Genomic DNA, 18,983 nt, shown 5'->3' with positions numbered 1-18,983 from the left:
AGAGGTGCGGACGGGGTGCGGACGTGGTCAGCGGCCGGCCCGCGCGCGCCGCGCGGCGAGGTCGCGGCGCACCGCGTCGCGCATCCGCGGCACGACGACGCCCTGGGTGGCGAGCAGGGCCCGGGTGCGCCGGCGGCTGACGAGGATGCCGGCCACGCCCACCGCCCACAGCGGGAACTGCAGCGCGAAGGCCCACCGGAACGCGTCCAGGCGGTAGGTCTCCGGCGTGCCGGCGCCCTGCAGGTCGAGGGCGAGGCCGATGCCGAGCACGAGCAGCAATGAGGCGGTGAACCCCATGACGTTCGTCAGGCCGGTGGCCCCGCCGAGGCGGTGCGCCGGGTTGGAGGTGCGGGCGAAGTCGAAGCCGACCATCGACCCGGGCACGCCGACGGCGACGACGACGACGAGCAGCGCGAGCAGGGCCACCGGCGCGGGCCCGGGGTGCGCCAGGACGAGCGCCCACAGCAGCGCCTGCCCGGCCACGACGGCCAGCACGATCCAGGAGCGGCGCAGCGGGTGCCGGGCGACGAGGGTGCCGATGACGGGGCCGCTGACGGCGGCCGCGACGGTGTAGAGGGTGAGCAGGGCGCTGGCCCCGGCGGCGCTCAGCTGCTGGCCGGAGACGAGGAACGGGTAGCCCCACAGGGTCGCGAAGGCGTTGCCCGAGAAGGGCGTCGCCCAGTGCGACCAGAGGCCGAGGCGGGTGCCCGGCTGGCGCAGCGTCTCGCGCAGGTCCCCGGCGACGCGGCGCAGCGGGACGACCGAGCGCGCGACGGGCGCGCCGGGCGGCGCGTCGCGCAGCACGAGGACGCACAGCACCGCGGCCAGGGCGCTGAAGGAGGCGACGGCCAGGTAGGCGGGCGTCCAGCCGGCGCCGTGCAGCAGCGCGACGAGCGGCACGACGCTGAGCACCTGCCCGAACTGGCCGAAGAACCCGACCAGCTGGGTCATCACCGGTACGCGCTGCGGCGGGAACCAGTTCGTCACCACGCGCAGGACGCTGACGAAGGTGGCCGCGTCGCCGGCGCCGACGAGGACGCGGGCCAGGAGGGCGTGCGAGACGTCGGTGCTGACGGCGAGCAGGAACTGCCCGGCGGCCATGAGGACGGCACCCGCGACGACGAGGCGGCGCGGGCCCCAGCGGTCCATGAGCACGCCCACCGGCACCTGCAGGGCCGCGTAGACGAGGAACTGCAGGACGGCGAACGCGCCGATCGTCCCGGCGCCCACGGCGAAGCGCTCGGAGGCGTCGATGCCGGCGGCGGCCAGGGAGGTGCGGTTGAGGACGGTGACGACGTAGGCGACCGCCCCGACGGCGAACACGAGCCACGCCCCGCGCACGGCACCGCCGCGCGCGCTCACCGGGCCGCTCACCGGGTGCTCCGCAGCCGGTCGCCGGCGCTGCGCACGTGGCGGCGCACGAGCTCGCGCCAGGTGCGCAGGTCCCCCGTGCGCGCCACCTCCAGCAGCGCCTCGTGGTCGGCCAGCGCGACGGCGACCCGGTCGGCCGAGCCGCGCATGTTCGCCACCCCCATGCGCATCTGCCGGTCGCGCAGCCCGTCGTACAGGTCGGCCAGGACGCGGTTGCCGGCGGCGCGGACGACGGTGGCGTGGAAGGCGCGGTCGGCGCCCATGAACTCCCAGGCGTCCCCGGCGGCCTGCGCGGCGCGCATGCGCTCCAGGTGCGCGGCCAGCTCGCCGGTGAACTCCGCGCGCCGGTCCCAGGCGCGCACGGCGGCGTGGACCTCGACGAGCTCGCGGGCCTCCAGGACGTCCTCGACCTCCTCGGGGGAGACGGGCACGACGAGGGCGCCGCGCTTGGGCAGCAGCCGCACCAGGCCCTCGGCCTCCAGCCGCAGCAGGCCCTCGCGCACGGGGGTGCGCGAGACGCCGGTGCGCGCGGCCAGCTCCCCCTCGGTCACCAGCTGCCCGCCGGGCAGGGAGCGGTCGAGGATGGCGGCCTTGACCTCGGCGTAGACGCGCTCAGCGGCCGGGGGCGCGACGGGTGGTGCACCTGAGGTGCTGGCGGTGTCCATGTTGTATCTATCGTGGCACAACCACCGCCCGAGCCGGGCTGCGGGTCAGCCCAGGGCGGCGAGCGCGGTGCGCAGGTCGGCGACGAGCCCGTCGTAGGCGGCCTGCCGGTCCTCCTCGGGCACCCGCAGCACCGCCGAGGGGTGGATGGTGCCGAGGAACGTCTTCTCCCCGCGCGACGTGGGCAGCACCATCGTGCGCCCGCGGTCCTTCGTGACGCGGAACTCCTTCGGCAGCAGCGCCTTGGCGGCCGTGGCGCCCAGGCACACGACGACCTCGGGGTCGACCTGCGCGAGCTCGGCCGCCAGCCACGGCCGGCACGCCGTGATGTGCCCGACGTCCGGGCTGGCGTGGATCCGCCGGCTGCCCGGCGCCTTCTGGGTGAAGCGGAAGTGCTTGACCGCGTTCGTCACGTACACGTCGGAGCGCTCGATGCCCGCCTCGTCCACCGCGCGCTGCAGCAGGCGGCCGGCCGGGCCGACGAACGGCACGCCGCGCCGGTCCTCCTGGTCGCCCGGCTGCTCGCCGACGAGGGCCAGGCGCGCGGTGGGCGACCCGGCGGAGAAGACGACCTGCGTCGCCGGTTCCCACAGCTCGCAGCCGTGGCAGCTCCCCGCCGCCTCGCGCAGCCCCTCGACGTCGGCGCCCTCGGGTACCCACTGCTGCGCTCCCGGACGCTCGACCTTGGTCGCCATGCCCCTGTCCTAGCCCCTCGGGCCGGGGCCCGCCACACCGCGCGCCCGCCGCACCGCGCGCCCGCGGCCGACCCGGCGTCCCGGCGGCCCGTCAGCCCGGAGCGTCAGGCGGTCGCGCCGTCCCCCCGGGGCAGGTCGTTGCGGGGCAGGTCGTCCAGCACCGCCAGGGTGGCGCCGGCGCGGCGCACCGCGCGCCCGTGCTCGGCCGGCAGGACGTCCTCGAGGAACCCGTAGCGGCGGACCAGCTGCGCCGTGGCCGACGTGCGCGGGCCGGTGCGCAGGTGCAGCCACCAGTCGGCGATGTCGCCCCAGCCGGGGGCGGACAGCGACCCCCCGAACTGCTGGACGCTCAGCCCCGCGCACAGGTTCGCGAACGCCAGCCGGTCGCCCAGCGGCCACCCGCCCAGCGTGGCCGCGACGAAGCCCGCCCCGAACACGTCGCCGGCACCGGTGGTGTCCAGGGCCTCGAACGGCAGCCCTGGGCAGTCGGCGCTCTCCCCCGTGGCCGCGTCCACGGCCACGGCGCCGTCCGCGCCGCGCGTCACGACCGCCAGCGGCACGTGCCGCGCCAGGGCGGCCGCGGCCTCCTCGGGGGTGCCGGTGCGGGTGTACCGCAGCGCCTCGACGTGGTTGGGCAGGAAGGCGTGGCAGTGCTCCAGCCCCGCCAGGACGTCCGCCGACCACTCGGCGGTGGGGTCCCAGCCGACGTCGGCGACCACGAGGGACCCGGCCGCGGCGGCCCGGCGCACCCACGGCTGCGGTTCGGCGGCCAGGTGCACCAGGCTGGCGCGCGCGGGCGGCACGTCCCCGGGGTCCTCGCCGGGCGCGGGGTGCTCGTGGGTGACCATCGCCCGGTCGCCGCCCCATGCCAGCGAGACCGTCACCGGCGAGTGCCAGTCGGCCACGCGCCGGGACGCCGACAGGTCCACGCCCTCCTGCTCGCCCAGCGTCTGCCAGCAGAACTGCCCGTAGGCGTCGGTGCTGAACGCCGCGGCCAGGGAGGTGCGCAGTCCCAGGCGGGCGGCGGCCACGGCCATGTTCGCGATGCCGCCCGGGCACGAGCCCATCCCCGAGGTCCACACCTCGGTGCCCAGCCGCGGCTCGGCCTCGAGCCCGGTCAGGACGATGTCCAGGAACACCGTGCCGCGCACGTGGACGTCGAAGGGGGCGTCCGGGGGCGTCGCGCTGGGCACGCGCCGATCCTGCCGCGCGCCCGCCCGGCGGCACAACGAGCCCGGGCACCCCCGCGGGACGCGGCCCGGGGCGGCGGGGTGGCGGGCGCCGGAGCAGGATGGGGCGCCCGGAGCAGTTCACCCGTCTGGAGGAACCCCACGATGGAGTACCGCACCCTCGGCGCCAGCGGCACCTCGGTGTCGCACCTCGCCCTCGGCACCATGACGTTCGGCGGCGAGACCGACCGCGACGGCGCGTTCGAGCAGCTCGACCGGTTCGTCGAGGCCGGCGGCACGCTCGTCGACACCGCCGACGTGTACACCGGTGGGACGAGCGAGGAGATCATCGGCGCCTGGCTGGCCGCGCGCCCGGACGAGGTCACCGACCGCGTCGTGCTGGCGACGAAGGGCCGCTTCCCCACCTCGCCGGAACCCAACGGCCTGGGGCTGTCCCGACGCCACCTCACCCGCGCCCTCGACGCCTCGCTGCGCCGCCTCGGCGTGGACGCCGTCGACCTGTACCAGGTGCACGCCTGGGACCCGTGGACGCCGCTGGAGGAGACCCTGCAGACGCTCGACGCGTTCGTGCGCGCCGGCAAGGTGCACAACGTCGGGCTGTCGAACTTCACCGGCTGGCAGCTGCAGAAGGCCGTCGACCTCGCCGACGCCCTGGGCCTCGCGCGCCCGGTGACGCTGCAGCCGCAGTACAGCCTGCTCGTGCGCGAGATCGAGTGGGAGATCGTCCCGGCCGCGGAGGAGAACGGCCTCGGCCTGCTGCCGTGGTCGCCGCTGGGCGGGGGGTGGCTGTCCGGCAAGTACCAGCGCGACACCGTGCCCACGGGTGCCTCGCGCCTGGGCGAGGACCCCGAGCGCGGGATGGAGAACTACGCCGGCCGCAACGCCCAGCAGCGCACGTGGGACGTCGTCGACGCCGTGCAGTCGGTCGCGCAGGCGCGCGGCGCGACGATGGCGCAGGTGGCGCTGGCGTGGCTGGCCGCGCAGCCGGCCGTGTCCTCGGTGATCCTCGGGGCGCGCACCACCGAGCAGCTGCTCGACAACCTGGGTTCCGCGGACCTGGAGCTGACCGAGGAGGAGCTCGTGCGCCTCGACGAGGCCAGCGACCCCCAGCCGGCGGACTACCCCTACGGCGACAAGGCAATCACCCAGCGCAGCAGGAAGCTGACCGGCGGGCGCTGAGCCCCGCGCAGGAGACGTGCGACGGCCCGCCACCCCCCGGGGGGTGGCGGGCCGTCGTGCGCGAGCCCCGGGCCTACGCCTGCGGCGCCGGCGGCTGGTCGGCGGCCGTGGCGTCGCGGCTGCCCATCGGCTGCGGGTCACCGACGGTCGTGTCGTGCGCCGTCTGCTTCTCGGACTCGGCGTTGATCTCGGCGCCCAGGAGGATGGCGTAGCTGGTCAGCCACAGCCACACCAGCAGGATGACGACGCCCGCCAGGGCCCCGTAGTTCTTGGCGTAGGACGACTCCCCGGAGACGCTGACGTAGATCGAGAAACCGATGGAGACGACGAGCCACAGGACGGTGGCCACCGCGGCGCCCACCGAGACCCACTTGACCTGCGGGGCGTCGCGGTCGGGAGCCAGCCGGTAGACGACGGCCAGCGCGACCATCACGAGACCCAGCAGGAGGACCCACCGGGCGACCTGGATGCCGAACGCGGCCAGCCCGCCGAGGCCGAGCGCGGACAGCAGCGGCGGCAGCACCGCGATGAGCGCGATGGCCAGCAGCATGAAGACGATCGCGCCGACGGTCAGCAGCAGCGCGGTGGCCTTGACCTTGACGAAACCGCGCGTCTCCTCCTCGTCGTACGCCGCGTTCGTCGCCGACATGAGGTTCTGCACGCCGCTGGACGCGCTCCACAGCGCCAGCGCGACCGCGATCGCGATCGTCCAGCCCGCAGCGCTCTGGTTGTTCGAGATCTGCTCGACCTGGTCGACCACCAACTGGCGGGCGGCCTCGGGGATCGCCTCGACACCGCTGATCTGCTCGCTGATCTGCTGCGGGTCGGCCACGAGCCCCCAGACGAGGAACGCGGCCGTCAGCGCGGGGAAGATGGCCAGGAACGCCTTGAAGGCGACCCCCGCGGCCAGCAGGGGGACGAGGTCCTCGCTCGCCTCCTTCCAGGCGCGCTTGGTGACCTGGAACCAGCCGCGGGCCGGGATCTCCTGGGGACTGTCGGCCTGGACGCCGGGGGCGTCGCGCTGGACCGACAACCGGTCGCGCTGGGTGTTCGTCTTGCTCATGTCTCCACCATCCCGCCGCGGCGGCGCGGGCGCTCGCTGAGCGCGCCGTCGCCCGCGGCGTCGTCGACGGGTCGGGTCAGTCCCGGCGGTCCGGGTCGTCGGCACCGGCGGGCAGGTCAGCCGTCCCGCGCGGCTCCTGCGGCGGGGTTCGGGTCTCGCCGAGCTCGTCGTCGCGGCCCGTCTCCCCGTCCTCCTCGGTCATCCCCAGGTCGCGGGCGGCGCGGCGGGCGTCGTCGGTGGCCTCCTCCGAGCGGTGCAGGTGCTCGGCGGCGTCGGCGAGGCGCTCACGGCCCCGCTCGTCGTGGGGCTCGGTACCGCCCACGGGCGTCGTGCCGTCAGCGGGTGCCGTGCCGTCAGCGGGTGCCGTGCCGTCAGCGGGTGTGGTCATGACCGTGTCGTACCCCGCTCGAGCCGATCTCGAACGTGCGCGAGCGCGGGAGCCGACCGGGTCGACGGCCGGCCCCCGCGCTCCCGCGCGGGCGGGTCAGCTGCGCGCGGTGCCCTGCACGTCGGCGGCAGCGTCCCGGCTCTGCGCTTTCAGGTGGCCGGTGGCGCCCTGCGCGTCCGACGTCACCGTCTGCGTGGCGTCCTGCGCGTCGGACTTCACCGTCTGGGTGGCGTCCTGCGCGTCGGACTTCACCGTCTGCGCGGCGTCCTGCGCGGTCTCCTTGACCTGCTGCACGGCGTCCTGGGCCTGCCCCTGGAGCTCGTCCTTGACGTCCGTGACGACGCTGCGGGCCTCCTGCTGCACCTGCTGCAGCGCGTCGGAGTCCTTGGCGCGGTCGACGGCACCGCCGACGAGCTCCGCCTCCTTCTGGCTGGCCGGCAGCAGGGACGACAGCAGCCACCCGGCGCCGAAGGCCACGAGGCCGGCGGCCAAGGGGTTGCCGCGCGTCTTGGAGGTCACCCCGGCCTTCGCGTCCGCGGCCGTCCCGCCGGCGCTGTCGCGGGCGTCGCCCACCCGGTGCTTCGCGTCGTCCACCGAACCGCGGACGCTGTCCGCGGCACCGCCCACCGTCCCGCGGACGCTGTCCGTGGCACCGCCCACCGTCCCGCGGACGCTGTCGGCGGCGTCGTGCGCAGAACCCATGATCTTCTCCTTCACGCCGACGGCGCGCGAGCGCACCGCGTCCTTGGCGCGCTCGGTCTGGCGCTGGGCCACGTTCGACGGGCTCAGCCGGTCGCTCAGCTCGTCGAGGTCGGCGCTCAGCGAGGACCGCGTGCGGGAGATGTCGGTCTCGATCTCCCGCGCGTGCTCGCGTCCGGTCAGTTCGTCGGGTGCTTGGCCCATTGCACGTCCTCCTTGAGAGTGGCGGTGGTCCGCTCCAGCGGGGGCGGCACCTTCTTCAGCTCCTTCTGCCCGCTCTTGGCGAGCACGGCCGCGACGACGCCCCACACGACCGTCACGACCAGCGCCGCCCACGCGTGGCCGATGAGGTGCCCGAGGGCGAGCACGACCAGCGCGGTGAGCGAGATGAGGAACAGGTGGCCCGCGACGCCGGCGCCGGCGAGCATCCCGGCACCGCGGCCGGCGTTCTTGGCGTCCTGGCGCAGCTCGGTCTTGGCGAGGGCGATCTCCTGGCGGACGAGCGTCGACAGCTCGGTCGTGATGCTGGAGAAGATCTCGCCGAGCGAGCGCTCACCGTTCTCCCCGGACGCCCCGGAGCCCGTGGCCCCGGTCGCGCCCGACGGCTCCCCGGCCGGGTGCGCCCCGGACGTCGGCGCCGTCACGGGCGGTAGCCGTGCGACGGGGCGTCGGACACGGACGGGACGTCGCTGCGCAGGTGGTGCGGCACGAGGTCCTCGTCCGGGTTCTCGCCGAAGCGGGAGACGGTCGGGTCGACGTCGTGAGCGGCGACACCGGTGCCCACGCCCGCGCCCACCGCGCTGCCGGTCCCGGGAGCGGTGCCCGGGCCCACGCCGCCGAGCGGGGCGGGCGTGGTCGCGCCAGCCGTGGTGACCGGCGCCGTCGCCAGGGGCTCGAGCTCGCGCGAGCCGCGGGCGCCGACGGCGGTGTCGCCGGTGCGGCCGGAGGCGGCGCTGGCGCCGCGGGTGACCCGGCCGGCCACCACGCCGGCGGCGAGCGCGCCCAGCAGGAAGGCGCCGGGGCGGCGTCGCGCGTAGCGGCGCAGCTGCTCCAGCAGCTCCTGCGGCTCGTGCGCCTCCAGGGTGCTGCCCCACGCGCTGGCGCGGTCACCCGCCTGGCGCACGAGCTGGGTGGCGGCGCCGGAACCCTCGCTGGCGTCGCCCATCTGGCGCAGCTCCTGACCGGCCTGGCGCAGGAAGGCGGCCAGGCGGTCGCGCTGGGTGCCCGTCTGCTCGTCCACCTGCTGGCGCAGCTGGTCGAGCAGCCCGACGGCCTGGTCCTTGGCCTCCGCCACGACGGTCGCGGCCTGCTCCTTGGCCGTCCCGGCCACGTCGGCGGCCTGCTCCTTGGCCGAGCCGGCGACGCCGGCGGCCTGCTCCTTGGCCGTCCCGGCCACACCCGCGGCCTGCTCCTTCGCCGAGCCGGCGACCTCGCCGGCGCGCTGCTGCGCGGTGCCGGCCGTCTCCTGGGCGCGGGCCTTCGTGCTCTGGCTGTCGTCGTTCGACATGCTCACGTCCTCCCGTTGGTCCGTCGCGGGCGCCGCACGCCAGGCGCGACCGAGAGCCGGCCGGATCCTCCCGACGGCCACCCGCGAGCCGCAGGTACCCGGTGCGGGCACGTTCAAACATCACGGGACGCAGGTGGACGCCGACGTGCCCGGAAGGGCCGGGGGTGCCAGGGTCGGGGCCCATGAAGGCGCTCACCTGGCAGGGGAAGCGGTCCGTGGCGGTCACCGAGGTGCCCGACCCGGAACTGCGCGAACCCACCGACGCGATCGTCCGGATCACCTCGACGGCGATCTGCGGCTCCGACCTGCACCTGTACGAGGTGCTGGCCCCGTACCTGGCGAAGGGCGACGTGCTCGGGCACGAGCCCATGGGGATCGTCGAGCAGGTCGGCTCGGCCGTGACGGACCTCGCCGTCGGCGACCGCGTCGTCGTCCCCTTCCAGATCAGCTGCGGGCACTGCTTCATGTGCGAGCGCGGTCTGCAGACCCAGTGCGAGACCACGCAGGTGCGCGAGAAGGGCATGGGCGCGGCCCTGTTCGGCTACACCTCGCTGTACGGGTCCGTGCCCGGCGGCCAGGCGGAGTACCTGCGGGTCCCCCACGCCGACTACGGGCCGATCAAGGTGGGGAAGGAACTGCCCGACGAGCGCTACCTGTTCCTGTCCGACATCGTGCCCACCGCCTGGCAGGCCGTGCAGTACGCCGCCGTCGACGAGGGCGGAACCCTCGCCGTCCTCGGTCTCGGCCCGGTCGGGCAGTTCGCGGCCCGCATCGGCCGCCACCTCGGCCACCGCGTCATCGCCGTCGAGCCCGTCGCCGAGAGGCGCGCCATGGCCGAGCGGTACGGCGTCGAGACGGTCGAGGGCACCGGCGACGTGGTGGACGAGCTGCTGCAGCGCACCGACGGCCGCGGCCCCGACGCCGTCGTCGACGCCGTCGGCATGGAGGCCCACGGCGGCGGCGGCAGCGCCGTCGCCAAGGCCGCCCAGACCGCGGTCGGGCTGCTGCCGGACAAGCTGGCGCAGAAGGCGATGGAGACCGCCGGCGTCGACCGGCTCACCGCCGTGGAGACCGCGATCCGCGCCGTGCGCCGCGGCGGCACCGTCTCGCTGTCCGGCGTGTACGGCGGCGAGGCCGACCCCCTGCCGCTGCTGACGATGTTCGACAAGCAGATCCAGTTCCGGATGGGCCAGTGCAACGTCAAGCGCTGGGTCGACGACCTGCTGCCCCTCGTGGAGGACCCGGCCGACCCGCTGGGCGTCATGGACCTCACGACGCACCGACTGCCCCTGGACGACGCCCCGGAGGGGTACGCGGCGTTCCAGGAGAAGCGCGACGGCTGCATCAAGGTCGTCCTGCAGCCGTGAGCGGGGCCGGCGACGCCGGCCCCTCCCGCGGTTCCCCGGCGTCCCCGGTCCCCCGGGCCCGCGAGGTGGCCCGGGGGGTGCTGTTCGGGCGGTGGCCGCGGTTCGGGCTGGCGGTGCGCACGGCCGCCGCGGCCACGCTCGCCTGGCAGATCGCGCTGTGGCTGCCGTTCGCCCCGGCCGAGGAGTACCCGTACTACGCGCCGCTGGGCGCCGTCGTCGGCTCGTACACCACGGTCCGCGCCTCCTGGCGCAACTCCCTGGCGGCCGTGGCCGCCATCGTCGCCGGCGCGCTGCTCGCGCTGGGCGTCAGCTCGTGGCTGGGCCAGGGGCTGCCGCAGATCGCCCTCGTCGTGGGGGCCGGCACGCTGCTGGCGGGCTTGCGCGTGTTCGGCGAGCAGCGCAGCTGGGTGGTGACCGCCGCGCTGTTCGTGCTCGTCATCGGCGCCCCCGACCCCGTCGAGTACGTCGTCGCCTACAGCGGCCTGGCCCTGCTCGGCGGGCTCGTGGCGGTGACCGTCAACGCCGTCTTCCCCGAGGTCCCGCTCGCCACGTCCGACCGGGCGCTGCGCGACCTCAGCACCGCCGTCGCCGACCAGCTGGACGACCTCGCCGAGGGGCTGCGCCGCGACGACCCGCCCACGGGCGACGAGTGGTCGCAGCGGCTGCGGGCGATCGAGCCGGTCCGCGAGTCCGTGCGCGTGACGTCCCGGCAGACCGAGGAGTCCCTGGCCGGCAACGTGCGCGCGCGGTGGAACACGGAGAAGGTGCAGCGCCAGCACCTGGCGGGCGTCGTGCTGGACAACCTCGCCACCCGCGTCGAGGAGCTCACCGAGCTGCTCGTGGAGGTCCAGTCCCCCGGCGACGGCTCCGTCGCGCTGGACCGGGTGCTGCGCCTGCCCACCGCCGACGTGCTGGCGGCGCTGGCCGCGGCCGTGCGCCACGTCCCCGAGCACCCCCGCCTGGACGCGGCCACCACGGACGGGCTGCGCGAGCACCTGCAGCGTCTGTCCGCCGCCGTCATGAGCGCGGAGTTCACCCTCGACCGCGACCGGCAGACCGCCGGCGCCGTCACCACCCTGCTGCGCCGCTGCCTGGGGGCGCTGCACGTGAGCACCGACGACCCCGACCCCGAGGCCGTCCTGCCCACCCCGTGGGCGCGGCCCGACCCCGAACCGGTCGTGCGCGCCGCGCGGCCCCGTCCGCTGGCGCGCGTGCGCGGGACCCTGCGCCGCGGCCGGCGCTCCTGAGGGACGCGGTCAGCGCGCCGGCGGCACGAGGTGGTGCAGCTCCACGTCGAGCACCCGCCCGCCGCCGACCGTGAGGGTCGTCCACGTGAACGTCGGCATCCGCCGCCGGTCCGTGGGCGAGCCCGGGTTGAGCAGCCGCAGCCCCGACGGGGTCGTGGAGTCCCACGGCACGTGGCTGTGACCGAACACCAGCAGGTCCGCGCGGCCCGCCCACACCGCGTCGCAGCGCCGCTCGCGGCCCCGGGCCGGTCCCGTCTCGTGGACCACCGCCACCCGCACGCCGCCGAGCTCCACCTCGGCGGTCTCCCCCAGCAGCGCGCGCACGTCGGGGCCGTCGTTGTTGCCGGCCACCCCGACGAGCCGGCGCGCGCGCCGCTGCAGGGCGTGCACCGTCGCCGCGTCCACCCAGTCGCCCGCGTGCACGACGACGTCGGCGGCCTCGACCGCCTCCCACACGGGGGCGGGCAGGTCCTTCGCCCGCCGGGGCAGGTGGGTGTCCGACACCAGCAGCAGGCGCACCGCCCCTCCCCCGGCGCCGTCGCCGTCGCCGCTCAGCCGAGCTGGCGGACGCGGACGGTCTCGGGCAGCTGCCGCAGCCGGCGCCCGACCTCCTCCGAGGCCGGGGCGGCGATGTCGGTGACCACGTACCCCAGGTCCCCGCGCGTGGCGAGCTGCTGGCCCTCGATGTTCACACCCTCGTCGGCCAGCACGCCGTTGATGGCCGCCAGCACGCCGGGCACGTTGCGGTGCAGGTGGACCAGCCGCACCGTCCCCGGGGCGTGCTCGGTCGCCAGCGCCGGCAGGTTCACGCTCAGCGTCGTCGTCCCGTGCAGGACGTAGTCGCGCAGCTTGGCGGCCACGAACCGGCCGATGTCCTCCTGCGCCTCCTCCGTCGACCCGCCCACGTGCGGGGTGAGGATGACGTTGTCCAGGCCGCGCAGCTCCGAGTCGAACGCCTGCCCGCTGCCCTTCGGCTCCTGCGGGAAGACGTCCACGGCCGCACCCGCCAGGTGGCCGGACTCCACGTGCCGGCGCAGCGCGCCGTGGTCGACGACGAACCCGCGCGAGAGGTTGAGGAAGATCGAGCCCGGGCGCATCCGGGCGAACTCCGCCTCGCCGAAGAAGCCCGTGTTGCTGCTGCGGCCGTCCACGTGCAGCGTCACGACGTCGGCGATCTCCAGCACCTCGTGCAGGCTGCCGCAGCGGCGGGCGTTGCCCAGGGCCAGCTTGTCGGTGGTGTCGTAGAAGAACACGCTCATGCCCAGCGCCTCGGCGACCACCGACAGCTGCGAGCCGATGTTGCCGTAGCCCACGATGCCCAGGCGGCGGCCGCGGACCTCGTGCGAGCCCGCCGCGGACTTGTCCCACACGCCCGCGTGCATCGCGCGGTCCTTCACCGTCAGCCGGCGGGTCAGCGCGATGATCTCCGCCAGCGCCAGCTCCACGACGCTGCGCGTGTTGCTGTACGGCGCGTTGAAGACGGCGACCCCGCGCTCGGCGGCCGCGAACAGGTCGACCTGGTTGGTGCCGATGCAGAAGGCACCCACGGCGCGCAGGTCCCGCGCGGCCTCGAGCACCGCGGCGGTCACCTGCGTCTGCGAGCGGATGCCCAGCAGCGAGACGCCGTCCAGGCGCTCGACGAGCTCGGTCTCGTCGAGGGCGCCGGGCGCCGTCTCGACCTGCCAGCCGGCCTCGGACAGCAGCGCGCGGGCGTCGGCGTGGATGTTCTCCAGCAGCAGCGCCCGGCGGGTGCCGGTGGCTCCCGCCTCGCGGAGGGGGGCGGCGGGCTGCGCCAGGTCGGCGGCGGGCACGGGCGCGGGCACGGAGTCCTCCAGCGGTGACGGTCGCGGGGTGGGCCACCAGTGTGGCGCACGGCACGCGCCGCTCCCGACACGGCCCGGTCCCGACGCGGCCGGGCGCCCCGACGTGCCGGGCGGTGCCGCGTCCCGCAGGATCGCGGGGTGCGGGCCGGGCGCGAGCGGGTGGCGCGCCGCCCGTCCGCCCGGCTGGTGTCGACCTCCGGCTACCAGGCCCTGGCGACCCTGGCGACCGCCGCCTCCGGAGCCCTGTTCTGGGTGCTGGCAGCCCGCAGCGCCCCGCCCGAGGTCGTCGGCACCGCCACCGTGCTCGTCTCGGCCGTGTCCTTCCTCGCCCTGGCGGCGCTGCTGGGCACCCCCGTCTGGCTCGTGCGCGCCGTCTCCACCGCCGACGGCGCCACGGACCCGGTCGCGGGGACGGGCGCGGCCCCGGGCGCGGGGGCGGGCTGGTCGCGCGAGCTGGACCTCGCCCTGGGCGCCACCGCGCTGGCGGCCACCGTCGGCGCGATCGCCTACCTGCTGCTGGCGCCGTCCGCCGTGGCGGGCCTGGAGGTGCTGCGCTCCCCCGCCGCGGCGCTCGTGCTCGTCGGGACGGCCGTGGCCCTGACGGTCAGCTCGGTCACCGACGCCGCGTTCGTCGGCCTGCGCGCCACCCGCTGGAACCTCCTGCTGGACGGCCTGGGGCAGGGCGGCGCGAAGCTCGCCGTGCTGCTGGGGCTGACCGCCGCGGCCGGGACGCTGGACGCGACCGGGATGCTCGGCGCCGTCGGGTGCGGCGCGGCCGTCTCCGCGCTCGGCAGCCTGCTCGTGCTGCGCCTGCGGTGCCGCTGGCGCTCCACCCACCGGGTGGACGTGCGGCGCGACCTGGCGCTGCTGCGCCGGCGCGCCGGGGAGGCCGCCGGCGCCCACGGCGCCCACCTGGCCGTCCACGCACCGACCCTGCTGGTCCCGCTGGTCGTGCTGGCCGAACGCGGTGCCGCCGCGGCCGGCGTCGTCCAGCTGAGCTTCACCGCCGCCAACGTGCTGTTCGGCACCGCCTACGCCGTCACGGCGGCCACTCTGGCCGAGGCGGGCAGCGCGCCCCTGCGCACCGTCCTGCCCCGGGCCGGCGCCCTGCTGGCGGTCGCCGTCGTGCCCGCCGCCGCGCTGCTCGCCTGGCAGGCGCCCGCCGTGCTGCGCCTCCTCGGCGAGGAGTACGCCGCCACGGGGGTGGGGGTGCTGGTGGCGTTCGCGCTGTCCGCCCCCTGCGTGGCCGCGCTCGACCTGACCGCCGTCGTGCTGCGGGCCCGCGGTCGCGCCCGCGCCCAGCTCCTGGTGGCCCTCAGCGCGGGCACCGTGACGGTGACCGCCGTCGTGGTGGGGCTGGCCGTGGGAGCGGGCCTGGCGGTCGTGGGCGCCGCGTGGGCGCTCGGCGCGCTCACCGGTACCGCGGTGGCCGTGCCGCTCGTGGTCTCCGGCGCGCGGCGCCCGGCGCGGCCGGGCGCCCGACGCCCGGCGGTCAGCTGGAGGTCAGCGCGTCCTCGACGGCCTGCCCCACCGGCACGTCGCCGCTGACGAGCTCCAGCACCTCCCCGTTCCCGGCGCTGCCGTCGGCGAGGCGGTCCAGCAGCTCCTGCAGGACGGCCGCCACGTCGGCGCGGGGCACCTGCCCGCGCTCCACCGACGGGGCCAGCCGGACCCGGCCCGTGGCCGCGTCGTCGGTCAGCCCGCCCGGGCGCAGCACCGTGAGCCGCAGCCCGTCCCGCGCGAGCAGCTCCTGCTCGGCGGCCAGCTTCGCCCGCAGGTAGGCGACGAACACCTCGTCGACGCCCTCGGGGGTGCGGCCGTCCGCGACGGCCTCCAGCCCGATCGAGGAGACGAGCAGGTACGGGGCCACCCCGGCGCGCAGGGCGGCGTCGGCCAGCAGGACGGCCGCGCCGCGGTCCACGCTGTCCTTGCGCCCGGCGCCGCTGCCGGGCCCCGCCCCGGCGGCGAAGACGACCGCGTCCGCGCCGCGCAGGTCGCCGGCCAGCTCGTCGGCCGACGCGCTCTCCAGGTCGCGCACCACCGGGCGCACGCCCAGCGCCTCCAGGTCGGCGGCGTGGTCGGGGTTGCGCACCAGGCCGACCACCTCGTCACCGCGGGCGGCGAGGGTGCGGCCCAAGTGCTGGGCGATCTTGCCGTGGGCTCCTGCCAGGACGACGAACATGCCGCCACCGTACGAGCGGGCCCGCCGTCCCGCCCGCCGCGCCGACGGGCGGGACGGCGAGCGGGACGGACGGCTCAGTGCAGCGGGGCGTCCGCGATGTCCTCGTCGGTGAGGGTCGCGGCGTCCGGGCGGGCCTCCAGGCGCTCCTCGGGGATCGGCTTGCCCGAGACCACCGAGATGCCGTAGGTGCCGGCCTCGATCCGCTTGAGGGCGTCCTCGACGCTGGCCAGGCGGCGCTTGGCGCCGTCCAGCAGCCCCTCGTCCTGCGCGGCGAACTGCTCGTGGGCACCGCGGTCACCGAAGTCCGCCCCGCCCTCCGGGGTGTCGGGCAGCACGCCCGACTCCAGCCGGCTGCGGATGCCGTCGATGTCGGCCATCAGCTGCTGCTGCATCTCCAGGAGCCGCTCGCGGGCCACCTGCGTGTCCATCGTCTCCCCCACCTCTCGTCCGCCGGTCAGCACGACCGGGCCGCGGGACCCCCGCGGCGCAGCCCCCATCCATACCCCGCCGGGGCGGTGCGGGCACGGCGGGAGCACAGTGGGCGCCCGTGAGCGTCCTCGAAGTGCACCTGGCCCGCCGCCCGCAGGGCGAACCCGTCCCCGACGACTTCGCGCTCGTCGAGGTGCCCGACGCGCCCGTCGGCGACGGCGAGGTCCGCGTCCGCCTGCTCGTCATGTCGGTCGACCCGTACATGCGCCCCCGGATGGACGACGTGCCCTCCTACGTGCCGCCCTACCAGCTCGGGCAGCCGCTGGACGGCGGCGCCGTCGGCGTCGTGGAGGAGTCCGGCGCGCCGGGCCTGGCCGTGGGCGACCTCGTCCAGCACGGGCTGGGCTGGCGCTCCTCGGTGGTGCTGCCCGCCGGCCGGGTGCGCCGGCTGCAGCTGCCCGAGGGCGTCGACGAGGGCGCCGCCCTCGGCGTGCTCGGCATGCCCGGCTTCACCGCCTGGGCGGGCCTGCTGCGGGTGGCCGCGATGCGCCCCGGCGACTCGGTCTTCGTCTCCGGCGCGGCCGGTGCCGTCGGCGGTCTGGTCGGGCAGATCGCGCGCCTGAGGGGCGCCTCGCGGGTGGTGGGCAGCGCGGGCGGGCCGGTCAAGGCCGCCCACCTCGTCGACGACCTCGGCTTCGACGCCGGCCTCGACTACCGGGCCGCCCCCGTCCTGGAGCAGCTGCGCGCCGCCGCGCCCGACGGGATCGACGTGTACTTCGACAACGTCGGCGGCGACCACCTCGAGGCGGCGATCGCGGTGGCCAACGACCACGCCCGCTTCGCGCTGTGCGGCAGCGTGGCCGCCTACAACTCCCCGCGGGACCTGGCCTCGGCCCCGCCCGGGCCGCGCAACCTGTTCTCCGTCGTCGGCAAGCGGCTGCGGCTGCAGGGGTTCATCGTCGGCGACTTCGCCGACCTGCGCCCGGAGTTCGAGCGCGAGGTGGGCGGCTGGCTGGCCGACGGCTCGCTGGTGGCGCGCGAGACGGTCGTCGAGGGCCTGGAGCACGCTCCGGACGCCCTCATCGGGCTGCTGCGGGGCGCCAACACCGGCAAGATGCTCGTCCGCGCCGGCCACCGCTGACCGGGGGCCGGGGACCCGGCCCGCGCTGCGCGCCGCGCCGCACGGGTCCATGCTGGTCGGGTGATCTCCGTCGACCTGGCGCTGCGGCTGAAGGAGGCGGGCCTGCACTGGGCACCGGCCCCGGGTGACCGGTTCGTCCTGCCGCACCGCGGCATGGACGAGGACGTCTTCACCCTCAGCGACATGACCGTCGAGGTGCACGACCACCCCACCGGCAGCTTCATCGGGTTCAACGGCACCACCGAGTGGGCGCTCGACTCCGTCGACCAGCCCGACGCGTGCTGGCTGCCGGCCGAGCACCAGCTGCGCGAGCAGCTGGGCGACCGCTTCACCCGGCTGGAGCGGCGCGACGGGCCCGAGGGCACGGTGCACCGCGTGCTGCTGCTCGACGAGCACGGCGCGGACGCCTTCGAGGACCCCGACCCCGCGTGCGCCTACGCCCTGGCGCTGCTGCACCACCTGTCCGGGGCCCCCGGCGGCAGCACCGGGACCGCCGGGGCGTCCTCGGCGCGCACCGCCTGACGCCCCGGCCGCACCCGGCCGCGGTTCAGCGCCCGGGGCCCGGCTCACCCTCCTGCGGGTCCTGCCCGGCCAGGAAGCGCTCGAACTCGGCGCCCAGCTCGTCCGCGGTGGGCAGGTAGGCCGACCCGGCGCTGGTGCCGCGGCCGGCGTCGCCGGAGGCGTCGTACTGCTCCTCCAGGGCCGCCACCACGGCCTGCGCCTCCGGGGAGTCGGCCACCTGCTTGTCGACCTCGACACGGGTGGCCGCGGCCTGCTCCAGCAGGTCCCCCACCGGCAGGTCCACGCCCGTGGCGCCGGAGATGGTGCGCAGCAGCACCGCGGCGGCGTCCGGGTAGTCGTTGCCGGCCAGGTAGTGCGGGACGTGCGCGAGCACGGACAGCACGTCGCGGCCGGTCTCGGCGCCGCGCAGGTGCAGCAGGGCGGTGACGTGACCGGGGACCTGCGCCTCCACCTCCCACGTGCGGTAGCCCTCCAGCAGCTCCGGCCGGCTCGCGCTGGCGGTCACCCCGCTGGGGCGGGTGTGCGGGACGGCGGTCGGGGCGGCGTTGAGGACGACGGTCAGCCCCGCGCCGAGCCGGTCGGCCAGCTGCCAGACGGCCGCACTGAAGCGCTCCCACTGCACGTCCGGCTCGGGGCCGGTCAGCAGCAGGAACGAGGAGCCGTCCTCGTCGAGCACCCGCAGCACCCGCAGCTGCGGGGGCTCGTAGGAGGTCCAGGTCGTCCCCGTGAAGGTCATCGGCGGGCGGCGCGCGCGGTAGTCGTGCAGCTGGTCGACGTCGAAGGTCGCCACGAGCTCGTGCCGCCGGGTCGCCAGCAGGTGGTCCACCGCCTGGCGCACCGCGGCGCCGGCGTCGACGAACCCGGACAGGGCCACGACGAGGGGCGGCTCGACGAGCCGGGGGACGTCCGGCTCGAGACGGTAGAGCGCAGCGGGATCGAGCATGCGGTCATCATCCCCCCGCCGTCCGTCCGCGCCGCGACGGGCGCGGCGGCAGCGCGGGCCGGGACGCTCAGGCGCCGGGCGAACCGGCCGCGGCGCTCTCGCGCTCGGCGCGCAGGGCGTGGATGGCGGCCTCGAAGTCGGCGAGCGACTCGAACGCCTGGTAGACCGAGGCGAAGCGCAGGTAGGCCACCTCGTCGAGCTCGCGCAGGAACGGCAGCGTGGCCAGCCCGACCTGGTGGGCGTCGACCTCGGCGGCCCCCTGGGAGCGGACGGCCTCCTCGACGCGGTGGGCCAGCAGGGCGATGTCGTCCTCGCTGACGGGGCGGCCCTGGCAGGCCTTGCGCACACCGGAGGCGATCTTCGCGCGGCTGAAGGGCTCCCCCGCGCCGCTGCGCTTGACGACGGTCAGACTGGCGGTCTCGACCGTGGTGAAGCGGCGGGAGCACTGGGGGCACTGCCGGCGGCGGCGGATGCTGCTGCCGTCGTCGGTGGTGCGGGAGTCCACGACGCGCGAGTCGGGGTGACGGCAGAACGGACAGTGCACGCCGGTTCCCTCCCGCGCGGTGGCGCCTCG

The 18,983-nt window shown here is 76.4% G+C and carries 21 protein-coding genes; 6 read left to right on the top strand and 15 right to left on the bottom strand.

Translation table 11 applies throughout. The features are described 5' to 3' along the window. Positions 1–27: 27 nt before the first annotated feature. From ACRYMY_RS08820 to ACRYMY_RS08805, 4 genes are all read right to left on the bottom strand, one after another. Entirely contained in the window at positions 28–1,374 is a 1,347-nt protein-coding gene (locus ACRYMY_RS08820; RefSeq protein ID WP_432546887.1) for an MFS transporter, read from the bottom strand. Continuing rightward, positions 1,371–2,036: a GntR family transcriptional regulator gene (locus tag ACRYMY_RS08815; protein WP_432546886.1), complete on the bottom strand. Its 666-nt coding sequence runs from the start codon at positions 2,034–2,036 to the stop codon at positions 1,371–1,373. Before ACRYMY_RS08815 ends, ACRYMY_RS08820 begins: the two co-directional genes overlap by 4 nt. A 45-nt stretch (positions 2,037–2,081) precedes the next feature. Next, positions 2,082–2,729, bottom strand: a complete 648-nt coding sequence (locus ACRYMY_RS08810; protein ID WP_432546885.1) for a UdgX family uracil-DNA binding protein — start codon at positions 2,727–2,729, stop codon at positions 2,082–2,084. A 104-nt stretch (positions 2,730–2,833) separates the two neighbouring features. Then, the gene (locus tag ACRYMY_RS08805; protein WP_432546884.1) at positions 2,834–3,922 is read right to left on the bottom strand and encodes a PfkB family carbohydrate kinase; all 1,089 of its coding nucleotides are present in this window, start codon (positions 3,920–3,922) and stop codon (positions 2,834–2,836) included. Between the two features lie 141 nt (positions 3,923–4,063). Between ACRYMY_RS08805 and ACRYMY_RS08800 the strand changes: the two genes are divergently transcribed. Then, positions 4,064–5,098 (top strand): aldo/keto reductase, encoded by a 1,035-nt coding sequence (locus ACRYMY_RS08800; RefSeq protein ID WP_432546883.1) that lies wholly within the window; start codon positions 4,064–4,066, stop codon positions 5,096–5,098. Positions 5,099–5,171: 73 nt separating this feature from the next. On the opposite strand, the gene ACRYMY_RS08795 is transcribed toward ACRYMY_RS08800, so the two are convergent. The 5 genes from ACRYMY_RS08795 to ACRYMY_RS08775 form a co-directional block, all read right to left on the bottom strand. Continuing rightward, complete coding sequence (locus tag ACRYMY_RS08795) at positions 5,172–6,161, bottom strand: YihY/virulence factor BrkB family protein (RefSeq protein WP_432546882.1); 990 nt, start codon at positions 6,159–6,161, stop codon at positions 5,172–5,174. A 76-nt stretch (positions 6,162–6,237) separates the two neighbouring features. Next, the gene (locus ACRYMY_RS08790) at positions 6,238–6,549 is read right to left on the bottom strand and encodes a hypothetical protein (protein WP_432546881.1); all 312 of its coding nucleotides are present in this window, start codon (positions 6,547–6,549) and stop codon (positions 6,238–6,240) included. A gap of 96 nt (positions 6,550–6,645) precedes the next feature. Beyond that, positions 6,646–7,452, bottom strand: a complete 807-nt coding sequence (locus tag ACRYMY_RS08785; protein WP_432546880.1) for a DUF3618 domain-containing protein — start codon at positions 7,450–7,452, stop codon at positions 6,646–6,648. Beyond that, on the bottom strand, positions 7,428–7,892 hold the full coding sequence (locus tag ACRYMY_RS08780; protein WP_432546879.1) for a phage holin family protein: 465 nt from the start codon (positions 7,890–7,892) through the stop codon (positions 7,428–7,430). Before ACRYMY_RS08780 ends, ACRYMY_RS08785 begins: the two co-directional genes overlap by 25 nt. Then, positions 7,889–8,755, bottom strand: a complete 867-nt coding sequence (locus ACRYMY_RS08775) for a hypothetical protein (protein WP_432546878.1) — start codon at positions 8,753–8,755, stop codon at positions 7,889–7,891. Before ACRYMY_RS08775 ends, ACRYMY_RS08780 begins: the two co-directional genes overlap by 4 nt. A gap of 182 nt (positions 8,756–8,937) precedes the next feature. Between ACRYMY_RS08775 and ACRYMY_RS08770 the strand changes: the two genes are divergently transcribed. Beyond that, on the top strand, positions 8,938–10,122 hold the full coding sequence (locus ACRYMY_RS08770) for a zinc-dependent alcohol dehydrogenase (protein WP_432546877.1): 1,185 nt from the start codon (positions 8,938–8,940) through the stop codon (positions 10,120–10,122). A 77-nt stretch (positions 10,123–10,199) separates the two neighbouring features. Then, positions 10,200–11,369, top strand: a complete 1,170-nt coding sequence (locus tag ACRYMY_RS08765; RefSeq protein ID WP_432546876.1) for an FUSC family protein — start codon at positions 10,200–10,202, stop codon at positions 11,367–11,369. Positions 11,370–11,378: 9 nt separating this feature from the next. On the opposite strand, the gene ACRYMY_RS08760 is transcribed toward ACRYMY_RS08765, so the two are convergent. Next, positions 11,379–11,888, bottom strand: coding sequence for a metallophosphoesterase family protein (locus ACRYMY_RS08760; RefSeq protein WP_432546875.1), 510 nt, complete (start codon positions 11,886–11,888; stop codon positions 11,379–11,381). A 32-nt stretch (positions 11,889–11,920) separates the two neighbouring features. Next, positions 11,921–13,165: a phosphoglycerate dehydrogenase gene (serA, locus tag ACRYMY_RS08755; RefSeq protein ID WP_432546908.1), complete on the bottom strand. Its 1,245-nt coding sequence runs from the start codon at positions 13,163–13,165 to the stop codon at positions 11,921–11,923. Between the two features lie 165 nt (positions 13,166–13,330). Between serA and ACRYMY_RS08750 the strand changes: the two genes are divergently transcribed. Next, on the top strand, positions 13,331–14,740 hold the full coding sequence (locus ACRYMY_RS08750; RefSeq protein WP_432546874.1) for a hypothetical protein: 1,410 nt from the start codon (positions 13,331–13,333) through the stop codon (positions 14,738–14,740). On the opposite strand, the gene ACRYMY_RS08745 is transcribed toward ACRYMY_RS08750, so the two are convergent. Both ACRYMY_RS08745 and ACRYMY_RS08740 read right to left on the bottom strand, forming a co-directional pair. Continuing rightward, complete coding sequence (locus ACRYMY_RS08745; protein ID WP_432546873.1) at positions 14,685–15,374, bottom strand: NAD(P)H-binding protein; 690 nt, start codon at positions 15,372–15,374, stop codon at positions 14,685–14,687. The genes ACRYMY_RS08750 and ACRYMY_RS08745 overlap by 56 nt on opposite strands. Positions 15,375–15,448: 74 nt before the next feature. Next, positions 15,449–15,802 carry a TraR/DksA family transcriptional regulator gene (locus ACRYMY_RS08740; protein WP_432546872.1) on the bottom strand — a complete coding sequence of 118 codons (354 nt, stop codon included), beginning with the start codon at positions 15,800–15,802 and terminating at the stop codon, positions 15,449–15,451. 119 nt (positions 15,803–15,921) lie between these two features. Between ACRYMY_RS08740 and ACRYMY_RS08735 the strand changes: the two genes are divergently transcribed. Further along, complete coding sequence (locus ACRYMY_RS08735) at positions 15,922–16,944, top strand: NADP-dependent oxidoreductase (RefSeq protein ID WP_432546871.1); 1,023 nt, start codon at positions 15,922–15,924, stop codon at positions 16,942–16,944. A gap of 60 nt (positions 16,945–17,004) precedes the next feature. Beyond that, complete coding sequence (locus ACRYMY_RS08730; protein WP_369053001.1) at positions 17,005–17,466, top strand: pilus assembly protein CpaE; 462 nt, start codon at positions 17,005–17,007, stop codon at positions 17,464–17,466. Between the two features lie 25 nt (positions 17,467–17,491). Here ACRYMY_RS08730 and ACRYMY_RS08725 read toward each other — a convergent pair whose 3' ends face one another. After that, a complete protein-coding gene (locus tag ACRYMY_RS08725; protein ID WP_432546870.1) occupies positions 17,492–18,409 on the bottom strand; it encodes a proteasome assembly chaperone family protein in 918 nt (305 codons plus the stop codon). A gap of 67 nt (positions 18,410–18,476) precedes the next feature. Beyond that, positions 18,477–18,953, bottom strand: coding sequence for a transcriptional regulator NrdR (nrdR, locus tag ACRYMY_RS08720; RefSeq protein WP_369052998.1), 477 nt, complete (start codon positions 18,951–18,953; stop codon positions 18,477–18,479). Between the last annotated feature and the right edge of the window lie 30 nt (positions 18,954–18,983).

The sequence above is a fragment of the Kineococcus haloalkalitolerans genome, assembly GCF_050871905.1.
In the GTDB taxonomy this organism is placed as follows: Bacteria; Actinomycetota; Actinomycetes; order Actinomycetales; family Kineococcaceae; genus Kineococcus.
Note: the sequence above shows the minus strand (reverse complement) of the source record. Positions and strands in the feature narration are given on the sequence as shown.